The 26,976-nt window shown below is 63.5% G+C and carries 24 protein-coding genes and 1 riboswitch; of the genes, 11 read left to right on the plus strand and 13 right to left on the minus strand.

What is annotated here, in order from left to right; genetic code table 11:
• Window positions 1-19 precede the first annotated feature (19 nt).
• Complete coding sequence (gene yccS / locus IAE36_RS09235; RefSeq protein ID WP_028631890.1) at window positions 20-2,206, plus strand: YccS family putative transporter; 2,187 nt, start codon at window positions 20-22, stop codon at window positions 2,204-2,206.
• A gap of 6 nt (window positions 2,207-2,212) precedes the next feature.
• On the opposite strand, the gene IAE36_RS09240 is transcribed toward yccS, so the two are convergent.
• The 10 genes from IAE36_RS09240 to tkt all read right to left on the minus strand — a co-directional run bounded on the left by IAE36_RS09240 (window position 2,213) and on the right by tkt (window position 12,571).
• Window positions 2,213-2,950 carry a substrate-binding periplasmic protein gene (locus IAE36_RS09240; RefSeq protein ID WP_028631891.1) on the minus strand — a complete coding sequence of 246 codons (738 nt, stop codon included), beginning with the start codon at window positions 2,948-2,950 and terminating at the stop codon, window positions 2,213-2,215.
• A gap of 148 nt (window positions 2,951-3,098) precedes the next feature.
• The gene (locus IAE36_RS09245) at window positions 3,099-3,395 is read right to left on the minus strand and encodes a winged helix-turn-helix domain-containing protein (RefSeq protein ID WP_201211973.1); all 297 of its coding nucleotides are present in this window, start codon (window positions 3,393-3,395) and stop codon (window positions 3,099-3,101) included.
• A 12-nt stretch (window positions 3,396-3,407) separates the two neighbouring features.
• The gene (locus IAE36_RS09250; protein ID WP_201211975.1) at window positions 3,408-3,908 is read right to left on the minus strand and encodes a M48 metallopeptidase family protein; all 501 of its coding nucleotides are present in this window, start codon (window positions 3,906-3,908) and stop codon (window positions 3,408-3,410) included.
• 39 nt (window positions 3,909-3,947) lie between these two features.
• Window positions 3,948-6,074, minus strand: a complete 2,127-nt coding sequence (locus IAE36_RS09255; RefSeq protein WP_201211977.1) for a putative bifunctional diguanylate cyclase/phosphodiesterase — start codon at window positions 6,072-6,074, stop codon at window positions 3,948-3,950.
• Window positions 6,075-6,300: 226 nt separating this feature from the next.
• The gene (gene fba / locus IAE36_RS09260; protein WP_028631895.1) at window positions 6,301-7,365 is read right to left on the minus strand and encodes a class II fructose-bisphosphate aldolase; all 1,065 of its coding nucleotides are present in this window, start codon (window positions 7,363-7,365) and stop codon (window positions 6,301-6,303) included.
• A gap of 98 nt (window positions 7,366-7,463) precedes the next feature.
• Window positions 7,464-7,793, minus strand: coding sequence for an MliC family protein (locus tag IAE36_RS09265; protein WP_028631896.1), 330 nt, complete (start codon window positions 7,791-7,793; stop codon window positions 7,464-7,466).
• Window positions 7,794-7,933: 140 nt separating this feature from the next.
• Window positions 7,934-8,185: a hypothetical protein gene (locus IAE36_RS09270; protein WP_201211980.1), complete on the minus strand. Its 252-nt coding sequence runs from the start codon at window positions 8,183-8,185 to the stop codon at window positions 7,934-7,936.
• Window positions 8,185-9,348, minus strand: coding sequence for a phosphoglycerate kinase (locus IAE36_RS09275; protein ID WP_201211982.1), 1,164 nt, complete (start codon window positions 9,346-9,348; stop codon window positions 8,185-8,187). The genes IAE36_RS09270 and IAE36_RS09275 overlap by 1 nt, the downstream gene beginning before the upstream one ends.
• A 12-nt stretch (window positions 9,349-9,360) precedes the next feature.
• On the minus strand, window positions 9,361-10,422 hold the full coding sequence (epd, locus tag IAE36_RS09280; protein ID WP_028631899.1) for an erythrose-4-phosphate dehydrogenase: 1,062 nt from the start codon (window positions 10,420-10,422) through the stop codon (window positions 9,361-9,363).
• A 151-nt stretch (window positions 10,423-10,573) separates the two neighbouring features.
• A complete protein-coding gene (gene tkt, locus IAE36_RS09285; protein ID WP_201211984.1) occupies window positions 10,574-12,571 on the minus strand; it encodes a transketolase in 1,998 nt (665 codons plus the stop codon).
• 286 nt (window positions 12,572-12,857) lie between these two features.
• On the opposite strand from tkt, the gene IAE36_RS09290 reads away from it, so the two are divergent.
• The 3 genes from IAE36_RS09290 (at window position 12,858) to IAE36_RS09300 (ending at window position 15,987) form a co-directional block, all read left to right on the plus strand.
• A complete protein-coding gene (locus tag IAE36_RS09290) occupies window positions 12,858-13,850 on the plus strand; it encodes an ArsR/SmtB family transcription factor (RefSeq protein WP_028631901.1) in 993 nt (330 codons plus the stop codon).
• A gap of 18 nt (window positions 13,851-13,868) precedes the next feature.
• Window positions 13,869-15,059, plus strand: coding sequence for a methionine adenosyltransferase (gene metK / locus IAE36_RS09295; protein ID WP_003249375.1), 1,191 nt, complete (start codon window positions 13,869-13,871; stop codon window positions 15,057-15,059).
• Window positions 15,060-15,594: 535 nt separating this feature from the next.
• Window positions 15,595-15,987, plus strand: a complete 393-nt coding sequence (locus IAE36_RS09300; protein WP_028631902.1) for a DUF1090 domain-containing protein — start codon at window positions 15,595-15,597, stop codon at window positions 15,985-15,987.
• Between the two features lie 56 nt (window positions 15,988-16,043).
• Here the strand turns inward: IAE36_RS09300 and IAE36_RS09305 are convergent, their stop codons facing one another.
• A complete protein-coding gene (locus IAE36_RS09305) occupies window positions 16,044-16,493 on the minus strand; it encodes a c-type cytochrome (RefSeq protein ID WP_201212048.1) in 450 nt (149 codons plus the stop codon).
• Between the two features lie 119 nt (window positions 16,494-16,612).
• Here IAE36_RS09305 and mltA point away from each other — a divergent pair, with 119 nt between their 5' ends.
• Window positions 16,613-17,764, plus strand: coding sequence for a murein transglycosylase A (gene mltA / locus IAE36_RS09310; RefSeq protein WP_201211986.1), 1,152 nt, complete (start codon window positions 16,613-16,615; stop codon window positions 17,762-17,764).
• An 18-nt stretch (window positions 17,765-17,782) separates the two neighbouring features.
• Here mltA and IAE36_RS09315 read toward each other — a convergent pair whose 3' ends face one another.
• Window positions 17,783-18,169, minus strand: coding sequence for an MAPEG family protein (locus IAE36_RS09315; protein WP_028631905.1), 387 nt, complete (start codon window positions 18,167-18,169; stop codon window positions 17,783-17,785).
• 281 nt (window positions 18,170-18,450) lie between these two features.
• Here IAE36_RS09315 and IAE36_RS09320 point away from each other — a divergent pair, with 281 nt between their 5' ends.
• Entirely contained in the window at window positions 18,451-19,686 is a 1,236-nt protein-coding gene (locus tag IAE36_RS09320; RefSeq protein ID WP_028631906.1) for a cation:proton antiporter, read from the plus strand.
• A gap of 46 nt (window positions 19,687-19,732) precedes the next feature.
• On the opposite strand, the gene IAE36_RS09325 is transcribed toward IAE36_RS09320, so the two are convergent.
• Window positions 19,733-20,134, minus strand: coding sequence for an acyl-CoA thioesterase (locus IAE36_RS09325; RefSeq protein ID WP_028631907.1), 402 nt, complete (start codon window positions 20,132-20,134; stop codon window positions 19,733-19,735).
• 178 nt (window positions 20,135-20,312) lie between these two features.
• Window positions 20,313-20,409, plus strand: a riboswitch (S-adenosyl-L-homocysteine riboswitch).
• 21 nt (window positions 20,410-20,430) lie between these two features.
• Between IAE36_RS09325 and ahcY the strand changes: the two genes are divergently transcribed.
• From ahcY to IAE36_RS09350, 5 genes are all read left to right on the plus strand, one after another.
• Window positions 20,431-21,840 (plus strand): adenosylhomocysteinase, encoded by a 1,410-nt coding sequence (ahcY, locus tag IAE36_RS09330; protein ID WP_201211988.1) that lies wholly within the window; start codon window positions 20,431-20,433, stop codon window positions 21,838-21,840.
• A gap of 174 nt (window positions 21,841-22,014) precedes the next feature.
• On the plus strand, window positions 22,015-22,860 hold the full coding sequence (metF, locus tag IAE36_RS09335) for a methylenetetrahydrofolate reductase [NAD(P)H] (protein WP_201211990.1): 846 nt from the start codon (window positions 22,015-22,017) through the stop codon (window positions 22,858-22,860).
• 92 nt (window positions 22,861-22,952) lie between these two features.
• Entirely contained in the window at window positions 22,953-24,023 is a 1,071-nt protein-coding gene (locus tag IAE36_RS09340) for a hypothetical protein (protein ID WP_201211991.1), read from the plus strand.
• A 63-nt stretch (window positions 24,024-24,086) separates the two neighbouring features.
• On the plus strand, window positions 24,087-24,875 hold the full coding sequence (locus IAE36_RS09345) for a substrate-binding periplasmic protein (RefSeq protein WP_201211993.1): 789 nt from the start codon (window positions 24,087-24,089) through the stop codon (window positions 24,873-24,875).
• Between the two features lie 218 nt (window positions 24,876-25,093).
• Window positions 25,094-26,965 carry a DEAD/DEAH box helicase gene (locus tag IAE36_RS09350; protein WP_201211994.1) on the plus strand — a complete coding sequence of 624 codons (1,872 nt, stop codon included), beginning with the start codon at window positions 25,094-25,096 and terminating at the stop codon, window positions 26,963-26,965.
• Window positions 26,966-26,976: the final 11 nt, after the last annotated feature.

Consider the following 26,976-nt stretch of genomic DNA (forward strand, 5'->3'; position numbering starts at 1 on the left):
CACTGCCTAGCAGGCCATCATGTCATCGAGCTCGTTGCGTCAGTCACTGCGTCGCCTGTGGGGCCAGGATAAGTTCAGCTACAGCATCCGGGTAACCATCGCCCTCACCGGCAGCCTGGCCTTGTGCTGGCACCAGAACGAAATGGGCCTGCTGATCCCGCTGTTCCTCGGCATCATCGCCAGCGCCCTGGCCGAGACCGACGACAGCTGGCAGGGCCGCCTGAGCGCCCTGGCCGTCACCCTGGTGTGCTTTGCCATTGCCGCCCTGGCCGTAGAACTGTTGTTCCCCTACCCCTTGCTGTTCGTTACCGCACTCGCCCTGGCCGCGTTCGCGCTGACCATGCTGGGCGCGCTGGGCGAGCGTTATGGCGCTATTGCCTCTGCCACCTTGATTACCGCCGTCTACACCATGATCGGGGTGGACCAGCGCGGTGGCATGGTGACGGACTTCTGGCACGAGCCCATGCTGCTGGTGGCCGGCGCCGCCTGGTATGGGCTGCTGTCCGTGCTGTGGCAGGCGTTGTTTTCCAACCAGCCGGTGCAGCAAAGCCTGGCCAAGCTGTATTTCGAGCTAGGCACCTACCTCAAGCTCAAGGCCAGCCTGTTCGAGCCCATCCGCACCCTGGATGTAGAGGCCCGCCGCCTGGAACTGGCCCAGCAGAACGGCAAGGTAGTGGCGGCGCTGAACGCCGCCAAGGAAATCATCCTGCACCGGGTGGGCAACAGCCAGCCCAACTCCAAGGTCAGCCGCTACCTCAAGCTGTATTTCCTGGCGCAGGACATCCACGAAAGGGTCAGCGCCTCGCACTACCCTTACAACGCCCTGACCGAGGCGTTTTTCCACAGCGACGTGATGTTCCGCTGCCAGCGGCTGCTGCGCAAACAAGGCTCGTCCTGCCAGGAGCTGGCCCGCTCGATACGCCTGCGCCAGCCGTTCGTGCTGGCCAGCGGCTTTGCCGAGGCACTCGAAGACCTCAATGCGTCGCTGGAGTACCTGCGCAACCAGAACAACCCGGCCTGGCGCGGGCTGCTGCGCTCACTGCGGGCGCTGGCGGCTAACCTGGCCACGCTGGACCGCCTGCTCAGTGCGGCCAGCAACCCGGACAGCCTGGCGGACGCCAGCGACAGCAGCCTGCTGGACCGCTCGCCGCGCACCCTCAAGGACGTGTGGAAGCGGCTGCGCACGCAACTGACGCCCACGTCCCTGGTGTTCCGCCATGCGCTGCGCCTGCCGCTGGCGCTGTCGATCGGCTACGGCATGGTGCACCTCATTCACCCTACCCAGGGCTACTGGATCATCCTCACCACCCTGTTCGTGTGCCAGCCCAGCTACGGTGCAACACGGCGCAAGCTGGTGCAGCGGATCATCGGGACTGCCGTTGGCCTGACCGTCGGCTGGGCGCTGTTCGACCTGTTCCCCAACCCGGTCATCCAGTCGTTGTTCGCCGTGGTGGCCGGGGTGGTGTTCTTCGTCAACCGTACCACCCGCTATACCCTGGCCACTGCCGCGATCACCCTGATGGTGCTGTTCTGCTTCAACCAGATCGGCGACGGTTATGGTTTGTTCCTGCCGCGCCTGTTCGACACCCTGGTGGGCAGCCTGATCGCCATCATGGCGGTATTCCTGTTCCTGCCCGACTGGCAGGGGCGGCGGCTGAACAAAGCGCTGGCCAACACCCTGGCCTGCGCCAGCGTGTACCTGCGCCAGATCATGCAGCAGTACGCCTACGGTAAGCGCGATGACCTGGCGTATCGCCTGGCACGGCGCAACGCCCACAACGCCGATGCAGCGCTGTCCACCACCCTGGCCAACATGCTGATGGAGCCTGGGCACTTCCGCAAGGAAGCGGACGTGGGCTTCCGCTTCCTGGTGCTGTCCCACACGTTGCTCAGCTACCTCTCCGGGCTGGGCGCCCACCGCGACACAGCCCTGCCGGCCGAAGTGCAGGAGCAACTGATCGAAGGCGCAGGTGGCAGCCTGGCCAACAGCCTCGACGAAATCGCCAATGGCCTGTCGGCGGGGTTGCCGGTAGACATTCACAGCGATGCCGAAGAGGCCCTGGCCAATGCCCTGGAGCAGATGCCCGATGACGTGGATGAGCACCAAAGGCTGGTGCAAACCCAACTGGCGTTGATCTGCCGCCAGTTGGGGCCGTTGCGCACCCTGGCTGCACACTTGATGAAGAAAGATGCACCGGCCCTTTGACGGGGGTCATAACCCGTATCGGTGAAGCAGTTGCTCGTAACTGCCGTCCGCTTTCATCGCCGCGATCGCCCGCTCGAACCGGGCGACAATGCGCGTGTGCTCGGGGTGCTTGAGGCTGACCAGGATGTGCAAGGTGTTTTCGGCAAGCGGCGGCTCCACCAGGGTAACGGTGTCGCGCACCTGTTCGGGTTCGCGCTGCAGGTGATACCGGGCCACGTACTCGTCCTCTATCGCCAGGCTCACCCGCCCTGCCGCTAGCATGCGCACAGCTGACGAAAAGGTGCTTACAGGGACCTTGTGCAGGCGTGGATCGCTGTCGAACTCGGCCGAATAGGCGTAGTCGCGAACCACGGCGATGCTATAGGGGTACAGGTCGGCCATGCGCTGATAGCGAAAACTGCTGCCCTTGCGTTCCAGCAGTCGAATGCGGTTGGTGAGGTAGGCTTTTGAAAACAGCCCGCTTTGGGTGCGCGCGTCGTTGTACCAGGCATTGATCAGCACGTCGTAACGCCCCTCGCTCACGCCCAGCAGCGCCCGCGACCAGGGCACTTCTTCGAAGCCGCTGCTATAGCCGGCCCGGGCCAGCGCAGTGGTGACGATACTGGTTGCCAGCCCCCCACCGGGCAAGCTGGCATCGGTGAACGGCGGCCAGCGGTCCGCCACCAGACGCAGTTTGCCGTGTGCGGTGGCGGGCAGCGCCACTGTCATTGCCAACAACCCGAGCACACAAAGCAATGGCCGCATGTTCAAGTCCTTTCGCCGTGGAGGGGCACACTGCGGCTGAGCTTACACAAAGCGCCTGGCGAGGGCAGCGGCCAATAGTGTCATTTAGCCTCTATTCTGGCCGACGCCTGGATTTTTCATGTGCCAAGTGCTGTGCGGCGCATGCCGTTCAGGGGTAACCCAGCACCTCGCGCAACTGCTGTAAATGGCGGCCAATCCACTGCCGGTCAATCGCTCCCCAGTCCTGTATACGGTAGTGCCCGGCATGGTTACGCGCCCCTGCCTGCTGTTCAAAAACGCAGGCGATGTCCAGGTCGGCCAGTGCGGCAATGGTGTCCTGGGCGGTGCGCCGCGGCATGCCGGTCGCCTCCATCAGGGCGGGCACGCTGGTCGCGGTCTGGCTGTCGATCAGCCAGGCCACGTACAGGCGGCGGTAGAAGCTGCTCTTGGTCTTGCTCACTTCCATGCTGCGTGGTCCTTAACAGTTGCCTGGCAGTTCCCGGTACGTCAGGTAGATGCGCAGGTCGAGTTCCAGTTGGTGGTAGTCCGGCTCCATGTGCTGGCACAGCTGGTAGAAGGCCTTGTTATGGTCGCGCTCGCGCAGGTGCGCCAGCTCGTGCACCACGATCATGCGCAGAAACTGCGGCGCGGCTTCCTTGAACAGCGACGCGATGCGGATTTCCTTCTTGGCCTTGAGCTTGCCCCCCTGCACCCGCGACACCGCAGTGTTAAGGCCCAGCGCCCGGTGGGTGAGGTCCAGGCGGTTGTCGAACAGCACCTTGTCCAGGGGTGGGGCGGTGCGCAGGTAGCGTTGGCGCAACTCCTGGGCATAGCCGTACAACGCCTTGTCATTTTGCACATCGTGGCGGTCGGGGTAGCGCCGCTGCAGGTACTCGCCCAGGCGGTCAGTATCGATCATCTGCCGCACCTGCTGCTGCAGGTGCGGGGGGTAAGCTTGCAAGTAACGTAAGGCGTTCATGGCAACACAGTTGGCGAAACGAATGGCGATTCTAGCCAATCACATCGCTGGCCAGGGGAAAATCGCCGGGAAGCTGCCGGCGTCGGTGGCGGTCATCGGGTGCGCCACCAGAAAACCCTGCACATAGGCGCAGCCACTGGCCTTCAACCAATCAGCCTGGGCCTGGGTTTCCACGCCTTCGGCGATCACCGTTATGCCGTAGTCGGCGCACAGGCCCAGCACACTGCGCGCCAGCGACGCATCCACCGCCGAATCCGGCAGGCGCGCCACCAGGTGCCGATCGAGCTTGAGGGTATCGATGGGCAAGTCACGCAGCATGCGCAGCGAGCAGTCGCCTGCGCCAAAGTCATCCAGGGCCACCCGCACACCCAGCGTGCGCAGCCGGTCGATCTGTTTAACAGCAGCGTCAATGTTGTACATCAGGGACGTTTCTGCCACTTCCACTTCCAAGTGTGCCGGTTGCAGCTGGTAACGCTGGATCACCCGCTCCAGCTCGTCCACCAACCCAGGCGCGGCAAACTGAGCGCGGCTCAGGCTGATGCCAAGTACCAGCTCCTCGGGAAAATGCGCGTACCAGGCCTTGCGCTGGGCCGCGCTCTGCCCGTAGATCCAGCTGGCCAGCCGATTGATCAGACGGGCTTCTTCCAGCAGGGGTATGAACAGGCCCGGGGGTACGTCACCGACACTGGGGTGCTGCCAGCGCAACAAGGCTTCGAAGCCACGCAGGCGGCCGTCGGCGAACGCCACTTGCGGCTGGTAGACCAGGGTGAAGTCCTGCTGCTCGATGGCCGAGCGCACGCCGTCCTCCAGCATCAGCCGCGACCGCGCCCGCCCATTGAGTTCCTCATCGTAGAAGCGGTATTGCTGGCGCCCCTGCTGCTTGGCCGCGTACATGGCCGCATCGCCTGCACGCAGCAGGCCTTCTACATTCGCTCCGCAGTCCGGGTACGTGGCGATGCCGATACTGACCCCAAGGCAAACATCCAGCCCATCCACCTGATGGCTGATGGAAATGCGTTCGAGCAAACGTTCAGCATAGCGCCCAGCCTGCTCCGGGTAGGGCAGGCCGTCGAACAAGGCAGTGAACTCGTCTCCACCCATGCGCGCCAGCAGCGCCTCATTGCCCAGGCAGTCCTTGAGCTGGTCGGCCACCCAGCGCAGCACGCGGTCACCGGCATCGTGGCCGAGCGAGTCGTTGATGCGCTTGAAGCCGTCCAGGTCCATGTACATCAGTGCCTTGGCCCGGTCCGAACGTTCGTTGCGCAGCAGCGCGCTTTCGGCAGCCTGGTAGAACCCGCGCCGGTTCAGCAGCCCGGTGAGCGGGTCGGTGATGGCCTGGTACTCAAGTTGCTGGTGCAGGTTGTGCACCGCCGACATGTCCAGCACGGTCACCACCATGGCCTGCTGGTCAGCTGGCAGTGGCGCGCACGACAAGGCGACCGGCAGCAGCTCACCGCCCAACCGGCGCAGCTGGGCATCGTGCACGCGGAAGATGCGCCGGGCCAGGTAGGCCTGGTAGAACTCCGACTCCTGCCACAACGTGGCGCTGGCCAGTTGCACCAGCCCCAACAGGTAGGCCCCCTGCAGTTGCTGCACCGGCGCCGAGAGCAGGCGGCAGATGGCGGGGTTGGCAAAGCGGATGATGCCTTGCTCGTCCACCACCAGAATGCCTTCGGCAGCGTTATCCAGAATGGACGCATTGAATGCCCGCGCCGCCTCCAGCTCACGGGTCAGCCCCTGCAACATACGCCGGTTGCGTTGCTGGTCGAGCAGGGCCTGCACCTTGGGTTTGAGGATCTTGGGGTCGAACGGCTTGAACATGTAGTCCACAGCGCCGCTGGCGTACCCCTTCAGCACCGCCTCCTCGGACTGCTCATTGGCGGTGAGGAATATGATCGGGGTGAAGCGCGTGCGATGGTTGCTGCGCATGAGGCGTGCGACTTCAAAGCCGTCCATCTCCGGCATGTGTACATCCAGCAAAACCAGGTCTACGTCGTTTGCCAACAGTGCATTCAAGGCCTCCAGCCCGGAAGCGGCGGTCAGCACTTGCCAATCGTGACGGGCCAGCAGGGCCCGCATACTGATGAGGTTCTCGGGGTAATCATCGACGACCAGAAGAACCGAGCTGCCATCCTGTGACAGGTGTTGGAGTTGAGCGCCATCCATGCTGCTTCTCTATTTTGTGACCGACTTCAAAAATACTGCCTGATCCAGTTGTACTCCAGACGCACGCCGATAGCACGCACTGCAATCAGAAAGCTATCACCCGTTGAGATCAAGGTAGACGAACGGCAGTCATCTCGCCGACATAATCGGCGCCCTAAAGCGCGGCATGCCTTTTCTGAGGGCAAAAAAAACCCGCATCGCTGCGGGTTTTTCAATCGTCAATGGCTTAGTTGACCTTGGCCACCAGTTCACCTTTGGCGTAGCGCTGGAACATGCCTTCCAGGGAGATCGGCTTGATCTTGGAGGCATGGCCGGCAGTGCCGAAGGCTTCGTAACGGGCGATGCACACGTCGCGCATGGCCTTCACGGTTTCGGCAAAGAACTTGCGAGGGTCGAATTCGCTTGGGTTGACCGCCATGTGGCGACGAATCGCACCGGTGGATGCCAAACGCAGGTCGGTGTCGATGTTCACCTTGCGCACACCGTACTTGATGCCTTCGACGATCTCTTCGACCGGCACGCCGTAGGTTTCCTTGATGTCGCCGCCGTACTGGTTGATGATCGCCAGCCACTCCTGCGGTACCGAGGAAGAACCGTGCATCACCAGGTGGGTATTGGGGATGCGCTTGTGGATTTCCTTGATGCGGTCGATGGCCAGCACGTCACCGGTGGGCGGCTTGGTGAACTTGTAGGCGCCGTGGCTGGTGCCGATGGCGATGGCCAGGGCGTCTACCTGGGTTTTCTTGACGAAGTCGGCCGCTTCTTCCGGGTCGGTCAGCATCTGGCTGTGATCCAGCACGCCTTCGGCACCGATGCCGTCTTCTTCACCGGCCATGCCGGTTTCCAGCGAGCCCAGGCAGCCCAGTTCGCCTTCAACCGATACGCCGCAGGCGTGGGCCATGGCAACGGTCTGCTGGGTGACGCGAACGTTGTACTCGTAGTCAGTCGGGGTTTTACCGTCTTCGCCCAGCGAGCCGTCCATCATCACCGAGCTGAAGCCCAGCTGGATGGAGCGTTGGCATACGTCGGGGCTGGTGCCGTGGTCTTGGTGCATGCACACCGGGATGTGCGGGAATTCTTCGATGGCCGCCAGGATCAGGTGGCGCAGGAAAGGCGCACCGGCGTACTTGCGAGCACCGGCGGAGGCCTGCACGATCACCGGGGAGTCGGTTTTATCGGCCGCTTCCATGATGGCGCGCATCTGCTCGAGGTTGTTGACGTTGAAAGCCGGTACGCCGTAACCGAACTCGGCGGCGTGGTCCAGCATCTGGCGCATGCTAATGAGTGCCATTGTGTATCTCTCTCCCGACAAGCGTCGTTGTTTCGTGCAAGCCTGCCGCAGGGGCGGTTGCTGTTCAAGTTGTGTGGGCCACCTTGCGGCCCGGCCAGTCACGGTGCCTTGCAGCCCCGCCCAATCAGATCGTTGGTCGCCACCCAGTACACCAGGCCCTCATCACCCTTGGTGTGGAAGGCCAGCATGCCGTCACTGTACAGCGCACCCGAGGCACCCGGCTCGGCCTTCAGGCGGTAGACCTGGTCACCGCCGCCCAGACGGACATCAACCTGGTCCTGCTGCGGGTCGGCGAAGCGCCACAGCACTTCGGTTTGTGTATCGCAGACCCAGCGGGTCCAGTTGTCTGCCGGGGCAGGTTGCGCTGGCTTGAGCAGCGAGCAACCTGCCAGGGTTGCCAGGGCCGTTACGGCCAGAAACGCTTTCATTCTGTTTCCTCGGTTTGGGCTACCTTGCACCCCGTCAGCGCGCTTCGTTGCGTTGACAAGCCGGCTGCCACATAAAGCGCGTAAGCGGGCGGGCCCACTCACAAGACCACAAAGCTGCCTTCAGGTTGCCAGGCACCCGATCAAGGGCAGCCTGGCGCCTTGCGCTGGTGTTCCTCGTCGTACTTTTCCAAACCGTCGGGGCCCACGCGCTTGCTGATCACCGGCACCGTCTCGGCTTGCCACTCGGACTGGTAGCAGCCGCCTTTGGGCGGCTGCGCCGGGTCGTCCTGCGACGCCGGGCTGCCAGAGCAGGCGCTCAGCAGGCCGGCCAACAGCATGACAGGCAATTGCTTGACCATGAGGCCACTCCCTTTGCCAGACGACGAGATCATCAGGCCTTGGCCCGCTCTTCCAGAATCGCCACGGCTGGTAGCACCTTGCCCTCGACAAACTCGAGGAACGCGCCGCCACCGGTAGAAATGTAGGAGATATCCTGGCTGACACCATACTTGCCGATGGCTGCCAGGGTATCACCGCCACCGGCAATGGAGAACGCAGCGCTGTCGGCGATGGCCTTGGCCAGCACCTGGGTGCCGTTGCCGAACTGGTCGAATTCGAACACACCAACCGGGCCGTTCCACAACACGGTTTTCGACGACTTCAGCAGTTCGGCGAACTGGGCAGCCGTCTGCGGGCCGATGTCCAGGATCATGTCGTCGGCGGCAACGTCGGCAATGGCCTTGACGGTGGCTTCGGCGCTTTCAGCGAATTCCTTGGCGACCACCACGTCAACTGGCAGCGGCACGCTTACCTTCGCTGCGATGGCCTTGGCGGTTTCGACCAGGTCCGGCTCGTACAGCGACTTGCCCACCGGGTGCCCGGCAGCGGCCAGGAAGGTGTTGGCAATGCCGCCACCCACGATCAGCTGGTCGCATACGGTGCTCAGGCTGTTCAGCACGTCCAGCTTGGTGGACACCTTGGAGCCGGCGACAATGGCCGCCATCGGCTTGGCCGGGGCCTTCAGTGCCTTGCCCAGGGCATCCAGCTCTGCCGCCAGCAGCGGGCCGGCGGCGGCAACCTGGGCAAACTTGGCAACGCCATGGGTCGACCCTTCGGCACGGTGAGCGGTGCCAAACGCGTCCATGACGAAGACATCGCACAGGGCCGCGTACTGCTGCGCCAGCTCGTCGGCGTTCTTTTTCTCGCCTTTGTTGAAGCGCACGTTCTCGAACAGCACCAGGTCACCGGCATCGACCTGCACACCGTTCAGGTACTCGGCAACCAGCGGCACATCGCGGCCAAGGGCCTTGCTCAGGTAGTCGGCAACCGGCTTGAGGCTGTTCTCGGCAGAGAACTCGCCCTCGGTGGGGCGCCCCAGGTGGGAGCAGACCATGACCGCTGCGCCCTTCTCCAGGGCCAGCTTGATGGTCGGCAGTGCGGCCTGGATACGCGCGTCGCTGGTTACCACACCGTCCTTCACAGGCACGTTGAGGTCTTCGCGAATCAGTACGCGCTTACCTTTCAGGTCGAGGTCGGTCATCTTCAACACGGTCATGAATGCAGTCCTTCAGGGCTGTTTGTTGCGGGTTGGGTGAACGACGTGCAGGAAGTGGTCGGCAACGTCGAGCATACGGTTTGCAAACCCCCATTCGTTGTCGAACCAGGCCAGCAGGTTGACCAGCCGGGGGCCGGAAACGCGGGTCTGGCTGGCATCGACAATGGCCGAATGCGGGTCATGGTTGAAATCACAACTGGCGTGCGGCAGCTCGGTATAGGCCAGCAGGCCCTTGAGCGGGCCTTCCAGCGCGGCCTCGCGCAGCACCCTGTTGACCTCGGCCGCCGTGGTGTCGCGGGCGGTGTGCAGGGTGATGTCCAGGCACGACACGTTGACCGTGGGCACGCGTACCGCTTTGGCCTGGATTCGCCCGGCAAGTTCCGGTAGCAGGCGTTCGATACCGCGCGCCAAACCGGTGGACACCGGGATCACCGACTGGAAGGCCGAGCGCGTGCGGCGCAAGTCTTCGTGGTGGTAGGCGTCGATCACAGGCTGGTCGTTCATGGCCGAGTGAATGGTGGTGATCTGCACGTACTCGATGCCAAACGCCTGGTCCAGTACCCGCAACAGCGGCACGCCACAGTTGGTGGTGCAGGAGGCATTGGACACCAGGCGTTCGCTGCCTGTCAGGCACGCCTGGTTGATGCCGTACACCACCGTGGCATCCACATCGGCCTCGCTGGCCATGGGCTGCGAGAACAACACCCGCGGCGCGCCGGCATCCAGAAAGCGCTGGCCGTCGGCCCGGGTGTGATAGGCGCCGGAGCATTCCAGCACCAGGTCGATGCCAAGGGCCGCCCAGTCGATGCCCTCCGGCGTGGCGCTGCGCATCACCTTCACGCAGTCGCCATTGATGTGCAGGCAATCGCCATCGACCCTGACCTCGCCGGGGAACCGGCCATGGGTGGAGTCGAAGCGAGTGAGGTATTCGAGGCTGGCCTGATCGGCCAGGTCGTTGAGCGCAACGATGTCGAAACCGGCCCGCGCCCCACGCTCGAACAGCGCGCGCAGAACACAACGGCCGATACGGCCGTAACCGTTGAGTGCAACTTTGTAGGGACGCAGGTGGGGCATTCGGGGCTCACGAGACAATGTTGTTTTCGTCAGCCTGCGGGCATTGCGGTGTGGCATTCGCAGGCAAGCCCGCCCCCACTGGATGCACATGCAACCCAGTGAGGGCGGGCTTGCCCGCCAATGCAGGCGACACCGCCCGCAGACCGTTACATCAGTCTTCCAGCAGTTCTTCGGCAGTACCCAGGATGTTTTCCACGGTGAAGCCGAATTCTTCGAACAGTGCCGACGCCGGGGCCGACTCACCATAGGTGGTCATGCCGATGACGCGGCCTTCCAGGCCCACGTACTTGTACCAGAAGTCCGCGTGGGCAGCCTCGATGGCAATGCGCGCACCCACTTCAAGCGGCAGCACGGACTGTTTGTAGGCGGCATCCTGGGCGTCGAATACGCTGGTGCATGGCATGGATACCACGCGCGCCTTGCGGCCCTGCTCGGTCAGCTTGGCATGCGCCTGAACAGCCAGGCCCACTTCGGAACCGGTGGCGATCAGGATCACTTCCGGCTCGCCGGCGCAGTCCTTGAGCACGTAGCCACCACGGCTGATGTTAGCGATCTGCTGGGCGTCGCGCTCCTGGTGCTGCAGGTTCTGGCGCGAGAAGATCAGCGCCGATGGGCCGTCCTTGCGTTCCAGGGCGTTTTTCCAGCTGACTGCCGATTCCACGGCATCGGCGGGGCGCCAGGTGTCCAGGTTCGGGGTAGTGCGCAGGCTGGTGAGCTGCTCGATCGGCTGGTGGGTCGGGCCATCTTCGCCCAGGCCGATGGAGTCGTGGGTGTACACGTGGATAACACGCTGCTTCATCAGTGCGGACATGCGCACGGCGTTGCGGGCGTATTCCATGAACATCAGGAAGGTGGCGCCGTAAGGCACCAGGCCGCCGTGCAGGGCCACGCCGTTCATGATGGCAGTCATGCCGAACTCGCGTACGCCGTAGAACACGTAGTTGCCGCTGGCATCGGCCGCTTCCACACCTTTGCAACCCTTCCACAGGGTCAGGTTGGAGCCGGCCAGGTCAGCCGAGCCACCGAGGAATTCCGGCAGCAGCGGGCCGAAGGCATTCAGTGCATTCTGGCTGGCCTTGCGGCTGGCGATGGTTTCACCCTTGGCCGCCACTTCGTTGACGTAGGCCTGGGCCTTCTCGCTGAAGTCGGCTGGCAGTTCGCCGGCGCTACGGCGCTTGAATTCGGCTGCCAGCTCCGGGTAGGCCTTGGCGTAGGCGTCGAAGCGCTGGTCCCACTCGGCTTCCACCTTGGCACCATTGGCCTTGGCGTCCCATTCGGCATAAATGTCGGCCGGGATTTCGAACGGGCCGTGGTTCCAGTTCAGGGCCTGGCGGGTCAGGGCGATTTCGTCGTTGCCCAGCGGCGCACCGTGGGATTCTTCCTTGCCCTGCTTGTTCGGCGAACCGAAGCCGATGGTGGTCTTGCAGCAGATGAGGGTCGGGCGGTCGCTTTTGCGCGCCGTCTCGATGGCCATCTTGATTTCTTCGGCATCGTGGCCGTTGACGTTGCGGATCACCTGCCAGTTGTAGGCTTCGAAACGGGCCGGGGTGTTGTCGGTGAACCAGCCGTGCACTTCGCCGTCGATGGAAATGCCGTTGTCATCATAGAAGGCGATGAGCTTGTTCAGGCCCAGGGTGCCGGCAAGCGACGCCACTTCGTGGGAGATGCCTTCCATCATGCAGCCGTCGCCCATGAACACATAGGTGTTGTGGTCAACGATGGTGTGGCCGTCACGGTTGAACTGCGCGGCCATGACTTTTTCAGCCAGGGCGAAGCCTACGGCGTTGGCAATACCCTGGCCCAGTGGGCCGGTGGTGGTTTCAACGCCTGGGGTGTAGCCGTATTCCGGGTGACCCGGGGTGCGGCTGTGCAGTTGACGGAAACCCTTGAGGTCGTCGATCGACAGGTCGTAGCCGGTCAGGTGCAGCAGCGAATAGACAAGCATCGAGCCATGGCCGTTGGACAGCACGAAGCGGTCACGGTCGGCGAACTTGGGGTTGCTCGGGTTGTGCTTGAGGTAGTCGCGCCAAAGTACTTCGGCGATATCCGCCATGCCCATGGGGGCACCTGGGTGGCCGCTGTTGGCCTTTTGCACGGCATCCATGCTGAGGGCACGAATGGCGTTGGCACGTTCACGACGGCTGGGCATCGCTGATCTCCTGGGGGCTTGAATAGGGAGTGACACAAGAAAGGCAGCCATTTTCGCCCACTGTGGGGGCTTGGGGCAAACTTTAAAGCTGCAAGCGGCACGCTTTGAGCTTCAAGCGGCAAGCTTTAAGCTGCAAGCGATGAAGCAGAGCCCGATTCAGCCCGCTCTCAAGCTTGCAGCTTGCAGCTTGCAGCTTGAAGCTTGCCGCTTGCAGCTCACCCCCAATATCAAAACTTTTTGATATTGGCCTTGCTAGGGCAGCGCTGCCTGTCTAGACTGCCGCACCATGAATGTCCCCGCGCACGCCATCCCGGAACAACGCGAAACACTGGCCGCCCTGTGCAAGGCCAGTGGCGATGAGCTGCGCCTGAATGTGCTGCGGGCACTGGCCAACGACTCCTTCGGCGTGCTGGAACTTGCGCAGATCTTCGGCATAGGCCAGTCGGGCATGAGCCACCACCTCAAGGTGCTGGCCCAGGCCGACCTGGTGGCCACCCGTCGCGAAGGCAATGCCATCTTTTATCGCCGCGCCCTGCCCGACAGCCTGCGCCTGGGCGGGCGCCTGCATGCGGCGTTGCTCGACGAGGTCGATGACCTGGCCCTGCCCGCCGATGTTCAGGCGCGTATTGCCCAGGTGCAGCAGCGCCGCGCCGCCACCAGCCAGGACTTTTTCCTGCGCGTGGAAGAAAAATTCCGTGCCCAGCAAGACCTGATCGCAGGGCTGCCGCAATACCGCGAGAGCCTCCTGGCGCTGCTCGACAAGCTGCACTTCCAACCCGGTGCCAGCGCCCTGGAAGTCGGCCCCGGCGATGGCGGGTTTCTCCCCGACCTGGCACGGCGCTTCGCCCAGGTCACGGCACTGGACAACAGCCCGACCATGCTCGAACTGGCGCGCCAGGTGTGCCAGCGCGAAGGGCTGGGTAACGTAAACCTGCAGTTGGCCGATGCACTGTGTGCAACGGATGTGGCCGCCGACTGCGTTGTGCTGAACATGGTGCTGCACCACTTCAGCGACCCGGCCCTGGCGTTGCGCCAGCTGGCCAAGCGGGTGAAGGCAGGCGGCAGCCTGCTGGTCACCGAGCTGTGCAGCCATGACCAGGGGTGGGCGCGCGAAGCCTGCGGCGACCTGTGGCTTGGCTTCGAACAGGACGACCTGGCCCGCTGGGCCCATGCGGCCGGGCTGGCCCACGCAGACAGCCTGTACGTAGGCCTGCGCAATGGTTTCCAGATCCAGGTTCGTCATTTCCAGCGGACGGCTGGCGACATACACCATCGGTAAATTTCAGGAACCCTCGAGATGAGCGAATACTCCCTTTTCACCTCCGAGTCCGTGTCCGAAGGGCATCCGGACAAGATCGCCGACCAGATTTCGGACGCCGTTCTGGACGCGATCATCGCCCAGGACAAATACGCCCGCGTAGCCTGTGAAACGCTGGTAAAAACCGGCGTGGCGATCATCGCCGGCGAAGTGACCACCTCGGCCTGGGTCGACCTCGAGGACCTGGTGCGCAAGGTCATCATCGACATCGGCTACAACAGCTCCGACGTGGGCTTCGACGGTGCCACCTGCGCGGTGATGAACATCATCGGCAAGCAGTCGGTGGACATCGCCCAGGGCGTGGACCGCTCCAAGCCTGAAGACCAGGGTGCTGGCGACCAGGGCCTGATGTTCGGCTATGCCAGCAATGAAACCGAGGTGCTGATGCCGGCGCCTATCTGCTTCTCGCACCGTCTGGTAGAGCGCCAGGCCGAAGCGCGCAAGTCTGGCCTGCTGCCGTGGCTGCGCCCGGACGCCAAGTCCCAGGTCACCTGCCGCTACGAAAACGGAAAGGTGGTGGGCATCGACGCCGTGGTGCTGTCGACCCAGCACAACCCTGAGGTGTCGCAGAAAGACCTGCAGGAAGCGGTGATGGAGCTGATCGTCAAGCACACCCTGCCGGCCGAACTGCTGCACAAGGGTACCCAATACCACATCAACCCCACCGGCAACTTCATCATCGGTGGCCCGGTGGGTGACTGCGGCCTGACCGGGCGCAAGATCATCGTCGACTCCTATGGCGGCATGGCCCGCCACGGTGGTGGCGCGTTCTCCGGCAAGGACCCATCCAAGGTCGACCGTTCCGCCGCCTACGCCGGCCGCTACGTGGCCAAGAACATCGTGGCGGCCGGGCTGGCCGAGCGCTGCGAGATTCAGGTGTCCTACGCCATCGGCGTGGCGCAACCGACGTCGATCTCGATCAATACCTTCGGTACCGGCAAGGTATCGGACGACAAGATCATCCAGCTGGTGCGCGAGTGCTTCGACCTGCGCCCGTACGCCATCACCACCATGCTCGACCTGCTGCACCCCATGTACCAGGAAACCGCTGCCTACGGCCACTTCGGCCGCACCCCACAGCAGAAGACTGTCGGCGACGACACCTTCACCACCTTCACCTGGGAACGCACCGACCGCGCCCAGTCGCTGCGTGACGCTGCCGGCCTGTAACCGATCGTTGGCGAACATCAGGGCCCCTGTCGAGCGATCGGCAGGGGCTTTTTCGCGCTGGGCCTGGCTGTAGGTATTCGGCGCCTGGGGGACCGAGCGCCGCCCGCACGGCGCATCGCGAGCTGCGCTCGCTCCTACATTTGTTTCCGGCCAGTAACACATACGGCAGGCGCGCGCGACCGCCTGGTGGGTGCGCACGGTACCGCGACATGCGCCAAGGCGTCCGCGCGCCAATGACACAGGCCTAATTGGCCCGAAACAAACGTAGGAGCGAGCGCAGCTCGCGATGCGCCGCGCGGGCGGCGCTCGATTTCACAAGCGCTGCATCCCTCAAGGCGAACACGCTGCGCCCCCAACCGAATTCTTCGTCAAAGCCCCGCGCTCCACCACCAAGCAATGAATTCTTACCAATTTCCCCGTCGGAAAAACCCGATAGTTGCAGTGAAATTTCCGGTTAGGGTTTCTTAATCCGCAAAACCAAGGCAGGATTTCCGTCTTACTTTTTCGCTACTACGCCCCGTCCTGGAGGCTTTTCATGAAACGCGCTTCAACTTTCATCCTGCTCGCCACCCTTGGCCTGGCCGCCAGCAACCTGCAGGCAGCCCAGCCCGATGCAGGCCTGACCGGTTGCGCCGCCAAGCGCAGCGCCATCGAGAACCAGTTGAAGATCGCCCGCGACCAAGGCAACAGCGGCCAGGTTGCCGGGCTGGAAGAAGCCCTGCGCGGCGTTGCCAACTGCACCGACGCCAGCCTGCGAAAAGAGCGTGAGCAAAAGGTGCTCGATGCGCGCCACGAAGTGGCCCAGCGGGAAAAAGACCTGAAAAAGGCCGAGAAAAAGGGCGACGCAGAAAAGATCAACAAGCGTAAAGACAAGTTGGCCGAGTCGCGCAAAGAACTGCAGGAAGCGGTAGACGACCTGGACCGCTGACAGCGGGCGACGCCAGCATGCGCCGCCCGCCCAGGCCCCTGAGCAGGCGCGGGCAATCAGTGGTTACGAAACTCGGTATGACAGGCCTTGCACGCCGCCTCCACCTTGTCCATCGGCGCTTTGAGCGGCGCTGCTTCCAGGGGCTGGGCGCGGGTAACGGCCACCAGTTCGCCAGTGGCGTGTTCCAACTGCCTGGCCAGGTCATGGAAACGTGCCTGGCGCTCCCATACCTCGGCCCGGGCGCTGCTGTCGGCGGCATCGTCGCGCACCTGCGGAAAGTGCTGCCACGGCTTGTGGGCCAGTTCATCCAGCTGCACCGCGCCGGCAGCGAACTTTTCGCTGTTGAACGGCAAGCGCCCCCGCAGCATGCCGCCCAGGTCTTCGCTGGTTTTCATCATGTCCTTGAAAATCACCTTGCGCTGGCCCAAAGGCGAGTTCGGGTCAACCCGATCGCAACCGCCCATGGCCAGGGTTACCAGCACTACTACCGTCAATCGCTTGTACATCACGCTCACTTCGGCCTCGGCAAATGGGCGTGCAGTATCGCGTTGCCAGGCACAAACACCAATAGCCACATGAAAAACAGGGCGAATATTCATGTTCGCCCTCTCTAGGAATGCAACCCATGACACATGCCCTGCGCCACCTGGCCTGGACGCTCCCGGTACTGGCCCTGCTGGCCGGTTGCAATGGCGGCGACAACGCAAAACCCGAACCCCACGCCATCGCCACCTACGCCCCAGCCACTTGGCAAGACCTGCCTGCCGTCAGCGATGAAGACTTGCTGGCGGGCTTTTATGCCTGGCGCAGCGGCTGTGAAAAACTCAGGCGTGACCCGGTGTGGGCAGCCACCTGCGAAGCCGCCGGCAGCGACAGCGCAAGCGCTGCCCAGGTGCGTACATTCCTTGAACAGAACCTGCAGGTGTATGGCCTGCGCTCTGCCGAAAACAGCGCCAACGGCCTGATCACCGGCTACTACGAGCCAGTCTACCCCGGTAGCCTGAGCCCGTCGGCCACCAACCATGTGGCTGTGTATGGGCCGCCGGACGACATGATCGTGGTGGACCTGGCCAGCATCTACCCCGAGCTCAAGGGCAAGCGCCTGCGCGGGCGCCTGGACGGCCGGGTACTCAAGCCCTACGACACCGCCGAGGTGATCAACCGGGACGGCGTGAAAGCACCGGTACTGGCCTGGCTCACCGACCCGATGGACCTGCAGTTCCTGCAGATACAGGGTTCCGGCAGGGTGCAACTGGAGGATGGCCGCCAGCTGCGCCTGGGCTATGCCGACCAGAACGGCCACCCCTACCGCCCCATTGGCCGCTGGCTGGTGGAACAGGGCCAGTTGAAAAAGGAAGACGTGAGCATGGGCGCCATCCATGCCTGGGCCCAGGCCAACCCGCAGCGTGTGCCTGAACTGCTGGCCAGCAACCCCAGCTACGTGTTTTTCAGCACCCGCCCGGACAGCAATGAAGGCCCGCGCGGCTCGCTGAACGTGCCGTTGACTGCAGGGTACAGCGTGGCCATCGACCGCAAGGTGATCCCCCTGGGCAGCCTGCTGTGGCTATCCACCACACGCCCTGACGGCAGCCCCGTGGTACGGCCGGTGGGCGCCCAGGATACCGGCGGGGCCATCACCGGCGAAGTACGCGCAGACCTGTTCTGGGGGACCGGGCCAGCGGCAGGCGAGCTGGCTGGCAACATGAAGCAGCAAGGGCAGATCTGGATGCTGTGGCCCAAAGGCATGCCGTTGCCAGAAGTACCCAAGGTGCCGTGACACCCAGCGCGCCTGGCGTCAGGCAGAGACCACGAAAAACGCCACGATGATCGCCAGGCCCGCGAACCACACCAGCGAACGTAATATTGCCCAGTCGGCCAGGTAGCAGATGATGTAGAGCAAGCGGCTGGTGATGTACATCACCCCCAGCACGTCCTGGGTGACCTGCTCGGCATTGCCGACGATGTCAGCCACCAGCACCGCGGCGGCGAACGCCGGAAACGCCTCGTAGCCGTTCTGCTGCGCGGCGTGCGCGCGGCGCGGCAGGCCGGACAGGGTGTCAAGGAAGGCACGCGGGTCATGGTTGTGCTTCGCGCCGAAACGGCCACTGGCAAGTTTGGCGATCAGCGCGCAGAGCGGCGGCAGGATCATCGCGATCAGGATGCACCACAGGGCAACGGTCATGGACAGGGTTCCTCGTTCAGTTGTCGGTTCAGAGCTTCATCACCAGCTTGCGGGCCAGCACCCGCCCGCAAGCTAGGAGTGCCGGCCCGCTAAAAGGTTCTTCGAGGCAGCCCGTGTCCTCACGCTTGCACAGCCGATGACCATAGAGCAATGGGGCCACGGCCTGGAACGTTTTCCAGCAATCCGGTCAAACCCTGTGTCCCGAACCCCTCGCCAGGTCATCAAAGAACTGCCCGAGCCATTCGGGTAAAGACTTGGAAGCCACTTTTACAGGAATTGGGATGCTCGAATTAGTTGCCGCGTTTATCTGCCTGACCACCCTGCTTACGTACGTCAATTATCGTTTCATCGGCCTGCCCCCCGCCATCGGCGTGATGGTGACGGCGCTGCTGTTCTCACTGCTGCTGCAGGGCCTGAGCCTCATCGGCTTCCCTGGCCTGGAAGCCCGCGTCGAAGGGCTGATGAACCAGATCGACTTCAATGACCTGCTGATGCACTGGATGCTGGCGTTTCTGCTGTTTGCCGGCGCCCTGCACGTCAACCTCTCCGACCTGCGCAACTACCGCTGGCCCATCGGCCTGCTGGCCACCGTCGGCGTGCTGATCGCCACCGTGGTGATCGGCTACCTGTCACACTGGGTGTTCGCCCTGTTCGGCTGGCAGGTACCGCTGATCTACTGCCTGCTGTTCGGTGCACTGATCTCCCCCACAGACCCTATCGCCGTGCTGGGTGCGCTGCGTACCGCCAATGCACCCAAGCCGCTCAAGACCACCATCGTGGGCGAGTCGCTGTTCAACGACGGCACGGCCGTGGTGGTGTTCACCGTGCTGCTGGGCATCATTCAGCTGGGCGAAACGCCGAGCATGGGCGACACGGCGATCCTGTTCGCCCGCGAGGCCATCGGCGGCGTGCTGTTCGGCGGCCTGATCGGCTACGCCACCTACCGCATGATCAAGAGCGTCGAGCAGTACCAGGTGGAGGTGATGCTGACCCTGGCGCTGGTGATTGGCGGCTCGGCCATGTGCTACGAACTGCACGTGTCGGCACCGATCGCCATGGTCGTCGCGGGCCTGATCATCGGCAACCTGGGGCGCAACCTGGCGATGAACGACATGACCCGCCGCTACATGGACGGCTTCTGGGAACTGATCGACGACATGCTCAATGCGCTGCTGTTCGCCCTGATCGGCCTGGAGCTGCTGCTGTTGCCGTTCAACTGGATGCACCTGGCGGCTGGCAGCGTGCTGGCACTGGCGGTGCTGCTGTCGCGGTTGCTCACCGTGGCACCGGCGATCGTCCTGCTGCGCCGCTGGCGCCCGGTACCCAAGGGCACGGTGCGGGTGCTGACCTGGGGCGGCCTGCGCGGCGGGGTATCCGTGGCCCTGGCGCTGTCGCTGCCGCTGGGCGAGGAACGTGACCTGCTGCTGTCGATTACCTACATCGTGGTGTTGTCGTCGATTCTGGTGCAGGGGTTGAGCATCGGGCGCGTGGTACGCAAAGTCAGCGCGCAGCCCTGACCTGAACTGACCTGAAGAACATCGCCGGCTTGCCGGCGATGGCCAGCTATTCCACCGCAGAGTCGGGGAACTGGTCCTGCACGTACTTGATCTCGGTACGCCCGTGCGCCGCCGGCAGGCCATCTTCGCCCAGGTTCACGAACACCATGCGCTCGACCGTGAGGATGCTCTTGCGGGTGATCTTGTTGCGCACTTCGCAGCGCAGGGTGATGGAGGTACGGCCAAACTCGGTGGCGGTGATGCCCAGCTCGATGATGTCACCCTTGCGCGAGGCGCTGACGAAGTTGATCTCCGACATGTACTTGGTCACCACCCGCTGGTTACCCAGCTGGACGATGGCGTAGATCGCGGCCTCTTCGTCGATCCAGCGCAGCAGGCTGCCGCCGAACAGGGTGCCATTGGGGTTGAGGTCTTCGGGTTTAACCCACTTGCGGGTGTGAAAGTTCATCTGTACTCCTGAACACACTGGCTTACGTGCAGCCATCATGGCAGAGCGGCCGGCGCCGCTCCATTGAACATCGACTATCGTCTCGATTAATCGACAGAAAACCTTGGGGATGGTGCCGCTCGCGGCTATAATCGTCGCCGTTTCACATGGCTGCCCACAGCGGGGCCATGCCCGCCACCTGTCCGAGGGGCGCTGCAGCAGGCTAGGCCTGTCAGGCTCGGATGGGGCGTTGTCCGCTCCTGCGGACGCTCAACGCACAACGGCGCCCATTCGCACACTACGAATGGAGGCTCTTGATGAGCGCTGCAAACATGCCTGCTGGTTTCACCGACTACAAAGTCGCCGACATCTCCCTGGCCGCCTGGGGCCGTCGCGAAACCATCATCGCCGAATCGGAAATGCCTGCACTGATGGGCCTGCGCCGCAAATACCAGGCCGAACAGCCGCTCAAGGGCGCGAAGATCCTGGGCTGCATCCACATGACCATCCAGACCGCCGTGCTGATCGAAACCCTGGTCGCCCTGGGTGCCGAAGTGCGCTGGTCGTCCTGCAACATCTTCTCCACCCAGGACCAGGCCGCCGCGTCCATCGCCGCCGCCGGTATCCCTGTATTCGCCTGGAAAGGCGAAACCGAGCAGGAATACGAGTGGTGCCTGGAGCAGACCATCCTCAAGGATGGCCAGCCATGGGACGCCAACATGGTGCTCGATGACGGTGGCGACCTCACCGAACTGCTGCACAAGAAGTACCCGCAAGTGCTCGAGCACGTCCACGGCGTGACCGAAGAGACCACCACCGGCGTGCACCGCCTGCTGGACATGCTGGCCAAAGGCGAGCTGAAAGTGCCGGCCATCAACGTCAACGACTCGGTCACCAAGAGCAAGAACGACAACAAGTACGGCTGCCGTCACAGCCTGAACGATGCCATCAAGCGCGGCACCGACCACCTGCTGTCGGGCAAGCAGGCGCTGGTCATCGGCTATGGTGACGTGGGCAAGGGTTCGGCGCAGTCGCTGCGCCAGGAAGGCATGATCGTCAAGGTCACCGAAGTGGACCCGATCTGCGCCATGCAGGCCTGCATGGATGGCTTCGAGCTGGTTTCGCCGTTCATCGACGGTATCAACAACGGCACCGAAGCCAGCATCGACAAGGCCCTGCTGGGCAAGATCGACCTGATCGTCACCACCACCGGTAACGTCAACGTCTGTGATGCCAACATGCTCAAGGCCCTGAAAAAGCGTGCTGTGGTGTGCAACATCGGCCACTTCGACAACGAAATCGACACCGCTTTCATGCGCAAGAACTGGGCCTGGGAAGAGGTCAAGCCGCAGGTGCACAAGATCCACCGCACCGGCGCTGGCAACTTCGACCCGCAGAACGATGACTACCTGATCCTGCTGGCCGAAGGCCGCCTGGTGAACCTGGGCAACGCTACCGGTCACCCAAGCCGCATCATGGATGGCTCGTTCGCCAACCAGGTACTGGCACAGATCTTCCTGTTCGAGCAGAAGTACGCCGACCTCTCGGCCGAGAAAAAGGCCGAGCGCCTGACCGTTGAAGTACTGCCGAAAAAGCTGGACGAAGAAGTGGCCCTGGAAATGGTCCGTGGCTTCGGCGGCGTGGTTACCCAGCTGACCAAGCAACAGGCCGACTACATCGGCGTCACCGTCGAAGGCCCATTCAAGCCTGATGCTTACCGGTATTAAGCGGCAAGCTTGAAGCTTCAAGCGGCAAGTAAAGGCAGACCGTGCCGTTGCAGCTTGCAGCTTAAAGATTGACGAACGATGCCCAAGCCAGATCGGCCATAACCGATCTGGCTTTTACTTGCAGCTTGCCGCTTGCCGCTTTCGGCTTGGCGCTTGCTGCCTGAGGAACGAGTGATGTCACAGGAACGCCGTTACAGTTTCGAGTTCTTCCCGACCAAGACCGACGCCGGTCATGAAAAGCTGATGGGCGTTGCCCGCCAGCTGGCTACCTACAACCCGGACTTCTTCTCGTGCACTTACGGTGCCGGGGGCTCCACGCGCGACCGCACGCTCAATACCGTGCTGCAACTGGAAAACGAAGTGAAGGTGCCTGCCGCGCCGCACCTGTCGTGCGTGGGCGACACCAAGGCCGAGCTACGCGCACTGCTGGCCGAATACAAGGCGGCGGGTATCAAGCGCATCGTTGCCCTGCGCGGTGACCTGCCCTCGGGCATGGGCATGGCCAGCGGCGAACTGCGCTACGCCAGCGACCTGGTCGAGTTCATCCGCCAGGAAACCGGCGACCACTTCCACCTGGAGGTAGCCGCCTACCCCGAGATGCACCCCCAGGCGCGCAACTTCGAGGCCGATGTGGCCAACTTCGTGCACAAGGTCAAGGCCGGTGCCGACAGCGCCATCACCCAGTACTTCTTCAACGCCGACAGCTACTTCTATTTCGTCGAGCGGGCGCAGCAGCTGGGTGTGGATATCCCGGTGGTGCCCGGCATCATGCCGATCACCAACTACAGCAAGCTGGCGCGCTTCTCCGACGCCTGCGGTGCCGAGATCCCGCGCTGGATCCGCAAGCAGCTCGAAGCCTATGCCGATGACACTGCCAGCATCCAGGCGTTTGGCGAAGAGGTGATCACCCGCATGTGCGAAGAGCTGCTGCAAGGCGGCGCACCGGGCCTGCACTTCTATACCCTGAACCAGGCCGAGCCGAGCATGGCGATCTGGAACAACCTGAAGCTGCCTCGCTGACACGTTTTGTCATAGCGGCTTAAGAAAAAATTAAGGCTTTGGCCATAGGCTGAAGCCTTCTTCTTTTCCGGGTTAAACAGGTCCTGCCTGCCATGCCGTATGCCCAGCCGCCACGCTCCCAACTCGTCTACCTGGCCTTCGGCCCCGCCACCTACCATCAGGAAGCCTGCTTCAGCATCGTCAGTGCCCTTGCCTGCCTGAACGCTGCCGCTGGCGAGTGCCTGGATATCCAGGTGTACACCGACAACCTGCAGCCCTACAGCGGGCTACCCATCACCACCCACTTCATCGACGACGCCACCCGCCAAGCCTGGAATGCACCGCATGGGTACCACTTTCGCAGCAAGCATGTGGTCTTGCGCCAGGTCTTGCAGCAGCACCCACTGGCAGTACTGATCGACACTGATACGTTTTTCCGCCAGTCGCCCATGCAGTTGTTCAACCGCGTGGCTTCGGGCCGCCTGCTGTGCAATGCCATCGGCCCGCGCTACGGCGCCGACAGGCACAGCGTGCTGTACCGCAAGCTGCACGCTACCCTGGCCGAACGCGGGCTGGCTGACGACAGCATGCCCATGGTCAATTCGGGTGTCATCGGCCTGGCCCGGGGCGATGCCGGCACCCTCGACCATGCGCTCGCGTTGATGGACGAACTGCACCCCGTGGCACCAGAAGCCTACGCACTGGAAGAATTCTGCCTGGCGGTGGCCGCCTACCGCAGGCTGGCAGTGCATGAATGCACCGACGTGATCCACCACTACTGGAGCCACAAGGCGCAGTTTCGCGCCAAGATCCAGGCCTGGCTGCGCAAGCATGGCCAGGACCTGCTGAGCGATGCTGCGCTGGCGGATGTGGCGAAGGTGAATGACCAATTGCCCCGCCCGCCAGTACTGCACCGCCTAGGCTACAAGGCCCTCACCCTCACCCTGCCCAGCCATGAGCGCCAGTTCGCACGCGAGCTGCTGTACGGCTGTTACCCCTACCCCAACGAATTCGACCGGGCGTGCGCACAGGCGTGGTGGGACAAGGCACTGGAAAACCTCACTGGCCGGTGCGGCCACGTGGCGCCCGAGCATGTGCGCCAATGCCTGCGCCACCCGGGGCTGCGCCTGTCGCTGGGCGAGCGGCGCAAGGATGTCGAGGCCCACCTGATGAGGGCGCGCTAGAGCGCGCCGGGGGCTTGCCATCGGGTACTGGCCTTGGCCTGGCCGAGCGCGTAATCTCCGGCCATGCGCCATTACGCCTGCCTGTTCTGGACCCTGCTGCTTACCTGCCTCAGCCCTCTGGCGCTGGGCGAGCGGCTGCGTCTGGTAAGTGATGACTGGGCACCCTACGTGTATGAACAAGATGGCCAACCACGCGGCATCGACGTCGAAGTTACCACCCAGGTGTTCGCGCGTCTGGGGGTACAGGTTGAATGGCAGTTCATGCCCTGGAAACGCTGCCTGGCGATGGTCGAACAGGGCCAGGCCGATGGTGTCATGGATATTTTCCAGTCAGACGCGCGTCACCCCTACCTGCTGTTCCCGGCAGAACCCATGTCGGTGGTGGAATTCGTGCTGTTCCAGGCGACCAAACGCCCGCACTCGGTCGACAACCTCAATGACCTCGGCAACCTGCGTATCGGTACCTCACCTGGCTATGACTACGGTGCCGCGTTCAACCAGGCGTCGGCCTTTCAACGCGAGGCCGCACCCACCCATGAGGCCAACTTCGGCAAGCTGGTGCTGGGGCGCATCGACCTGGCGATCACCGACCGCAAGGTGGGCCAGTACCTGATCCAGCACATGGACCTGCAACAGCAGGTCGAACCGCTGCCCCTGGTGATCAGCCGCAAGGCGCAGTACCTGGGCCTCGTGCGCAAGCCCGGCCGCGAGGCCCTGGCCCAGGCTTTTACCGAGGAGTTGCGGCGTTTCAAGCAGGAGCCCGCCTATGCGGCCATCATCGAGCGTTACATAAACGACCCCAAAAACATTCTTGACGCCGTTGAGCAGCAGGAAAGCAGCACAGCGCGCTAGCTCTGTTATACTCGGGCCTTCCCGCCCGGCTCACGCCCGGACGCTCGGCCTCGCAACAGGCATCCCGATCGGCATAGACGCACCCTGGCGTCAGCCTTCCGTTTCCCGGATGTGCAGTGAAAGCCCAGCTGGACCGGACGCGATCGCATCCTACAGATGCCCGTCGCGCCAGGCAGAACATCCCTACGGGCCCAGCCCACACGAGAACAGGATTGCCCATGTCCTTTGCTTCCCTCGGTCTCTCCGAGGCTCTTGTCCGCGCTATCGAAGCTGCGGGCTATACCCAGCCGACCCCCGTGCAACAGCGGGCCATTCCCGCCGTGTTGCAAGGCCGCGACCTGATGGTTGCCGCACAGACAGGTACGGGTAAAACCGGCGGTTTCGCCCTGCCGATCCTCGAGCGCCTGTTCCCTGCCGGCCACCCCGACAAGTCGCAGCGCCACGGCCCGCGTCAGCCCCGCGTACTGGTACTTACCCCAACCCGCGAGCTGGCAGCCCAGGTGCACGACAGCTTCAAGGTGTATGCCCGTGACCTGCCACTGGTCAGCGCCTGCATCTTCGGCGGTGTCGGCATGAACCCGCAGGTGCAGGCCATCGCCAAGGGTGTCGACGTACTGGTCGCCTGCCCAGGCCGCCTGCTCGACCTGGCAGGCCAAGGCAAGGTCGACCTGGCCCACGTTGAAATCCTGGTTCTCGATGAAGCCGACCGCATGCTCGACATGGGCTTCATCCATGACGTGAAGAAAGTGCTGGCACGCCTGCCGTCCAAGCGCCAGAACCTGCTGTTCTCGGCTACGTTCTCCAAAGACATCACCGACCTGGCCGACAAGCTCCTGCACAACCCGGAGCGTATCGAGGTCACCCCGCCCAACACCACCGTCGAGCGTATCGAGCAGCGCGTCTACCGCCTGCCCGCCAGCCACAAGCGGGCCCTGCTGGCGCACCTGATCACCCTCGGCGCGTGGGAGCAGGTTCTGGTGTTCACCCGCACCAAGCACGGCGCCAACCGCCTGGCCGAGTACCTGGAAAAGCACGGCCTCACCGCCGCGGCCATCCACGGCAACAAGAGCCAGAACGCCCGCACCAAGGCATTGGCTGACTTCAAGGCCAACACCGTGCGCGTTCTGGTTGCCACCGACATTGCAGCGCGTGGCCTGGACATCGACCAACTGCCCCACGTGGTCAACTTCGAACTGCCCAACGTAGAAGAAGACTACGTACACCGTATTGGCCGTACTGGCCGTGCCGGCCGTTCGGGTGAAGCGATTTCCCTGGTTGCACCCGATGAAGAGAAGCTGCTCAAGAGCATCGAGCGGGTAACCCGGCAGAAAATCGCCGACGGCGACCTGATGGGCTTCGACGCCAGCCAGGTAGAAGCCGAAAAACCGGAAGTGCGCGAGCGCCAGCAGCCCAACGGCCGCGGCGGGCGTAACCAGCAGGCCCGTGGTGAAGGCAGCAAGGACGCCAACGGCGGCCGCAAGGACAAGGGCAAGGACAAAGGCCGGACACGCCAGCAGGCTGCAGACAAGCCCGCCGAAAAGCAGGCCAGTGGTGAGCGCCAGCAGCAGCCACGCAAACCGCGGGACAACAAGCCGCGCCAGCAGGCCAGCAACAGCAGTGTCCCGAAGGCGCCTGCCGACCGTGACCCAGAAGTGTTCCTGGATGACGATGTGGACAACTTCGGTAACCGTGCCGACTACGTCAGCCCTTACCAGAACGGCAAGGGCCAGGGCCGCAATCGTCGCCCTGGCGGTCAGGGCCAGGGGCAAGGCAATGGCCAACAGCGCAGCAACGGCGGCGGCGGCGGTCAGGCCCGCAATGGCGGCCAGCCACGTTCCGGTGCCGGTGAAAAGCGCCCGCCCCGTGCCAACAATGGTGGCGGTGCCCGCCGTGATGGTGGCGCAGGCCGTGGCCGCCCAGCCCGCGAAGACGCCGAGCCGGCCGTGCGCAGCCCTCGCCAGCCGCAGAGCCAGCCGGTGATCATCCGCAAGGAATCCAAGCTCGACCGTTTCCCGACGCCTGAGCAACTGGAAGACCTGCCCGCCCGCCCACGCGGTGAGCGCCCTGCGTTGTTGACGCGCAAGGGCTGATAACAAAAAAG

It is taken from the genome of Pseudomonas sp. S36, from assembly GCF_016647875.1.
GTDB lineage: Bacteria > Pseudomonadota > Gammaproteobacteria > Pseudomonadales > Pseudomonadaceae > Aquipseudomonas > Aquipseudomonas parafulva.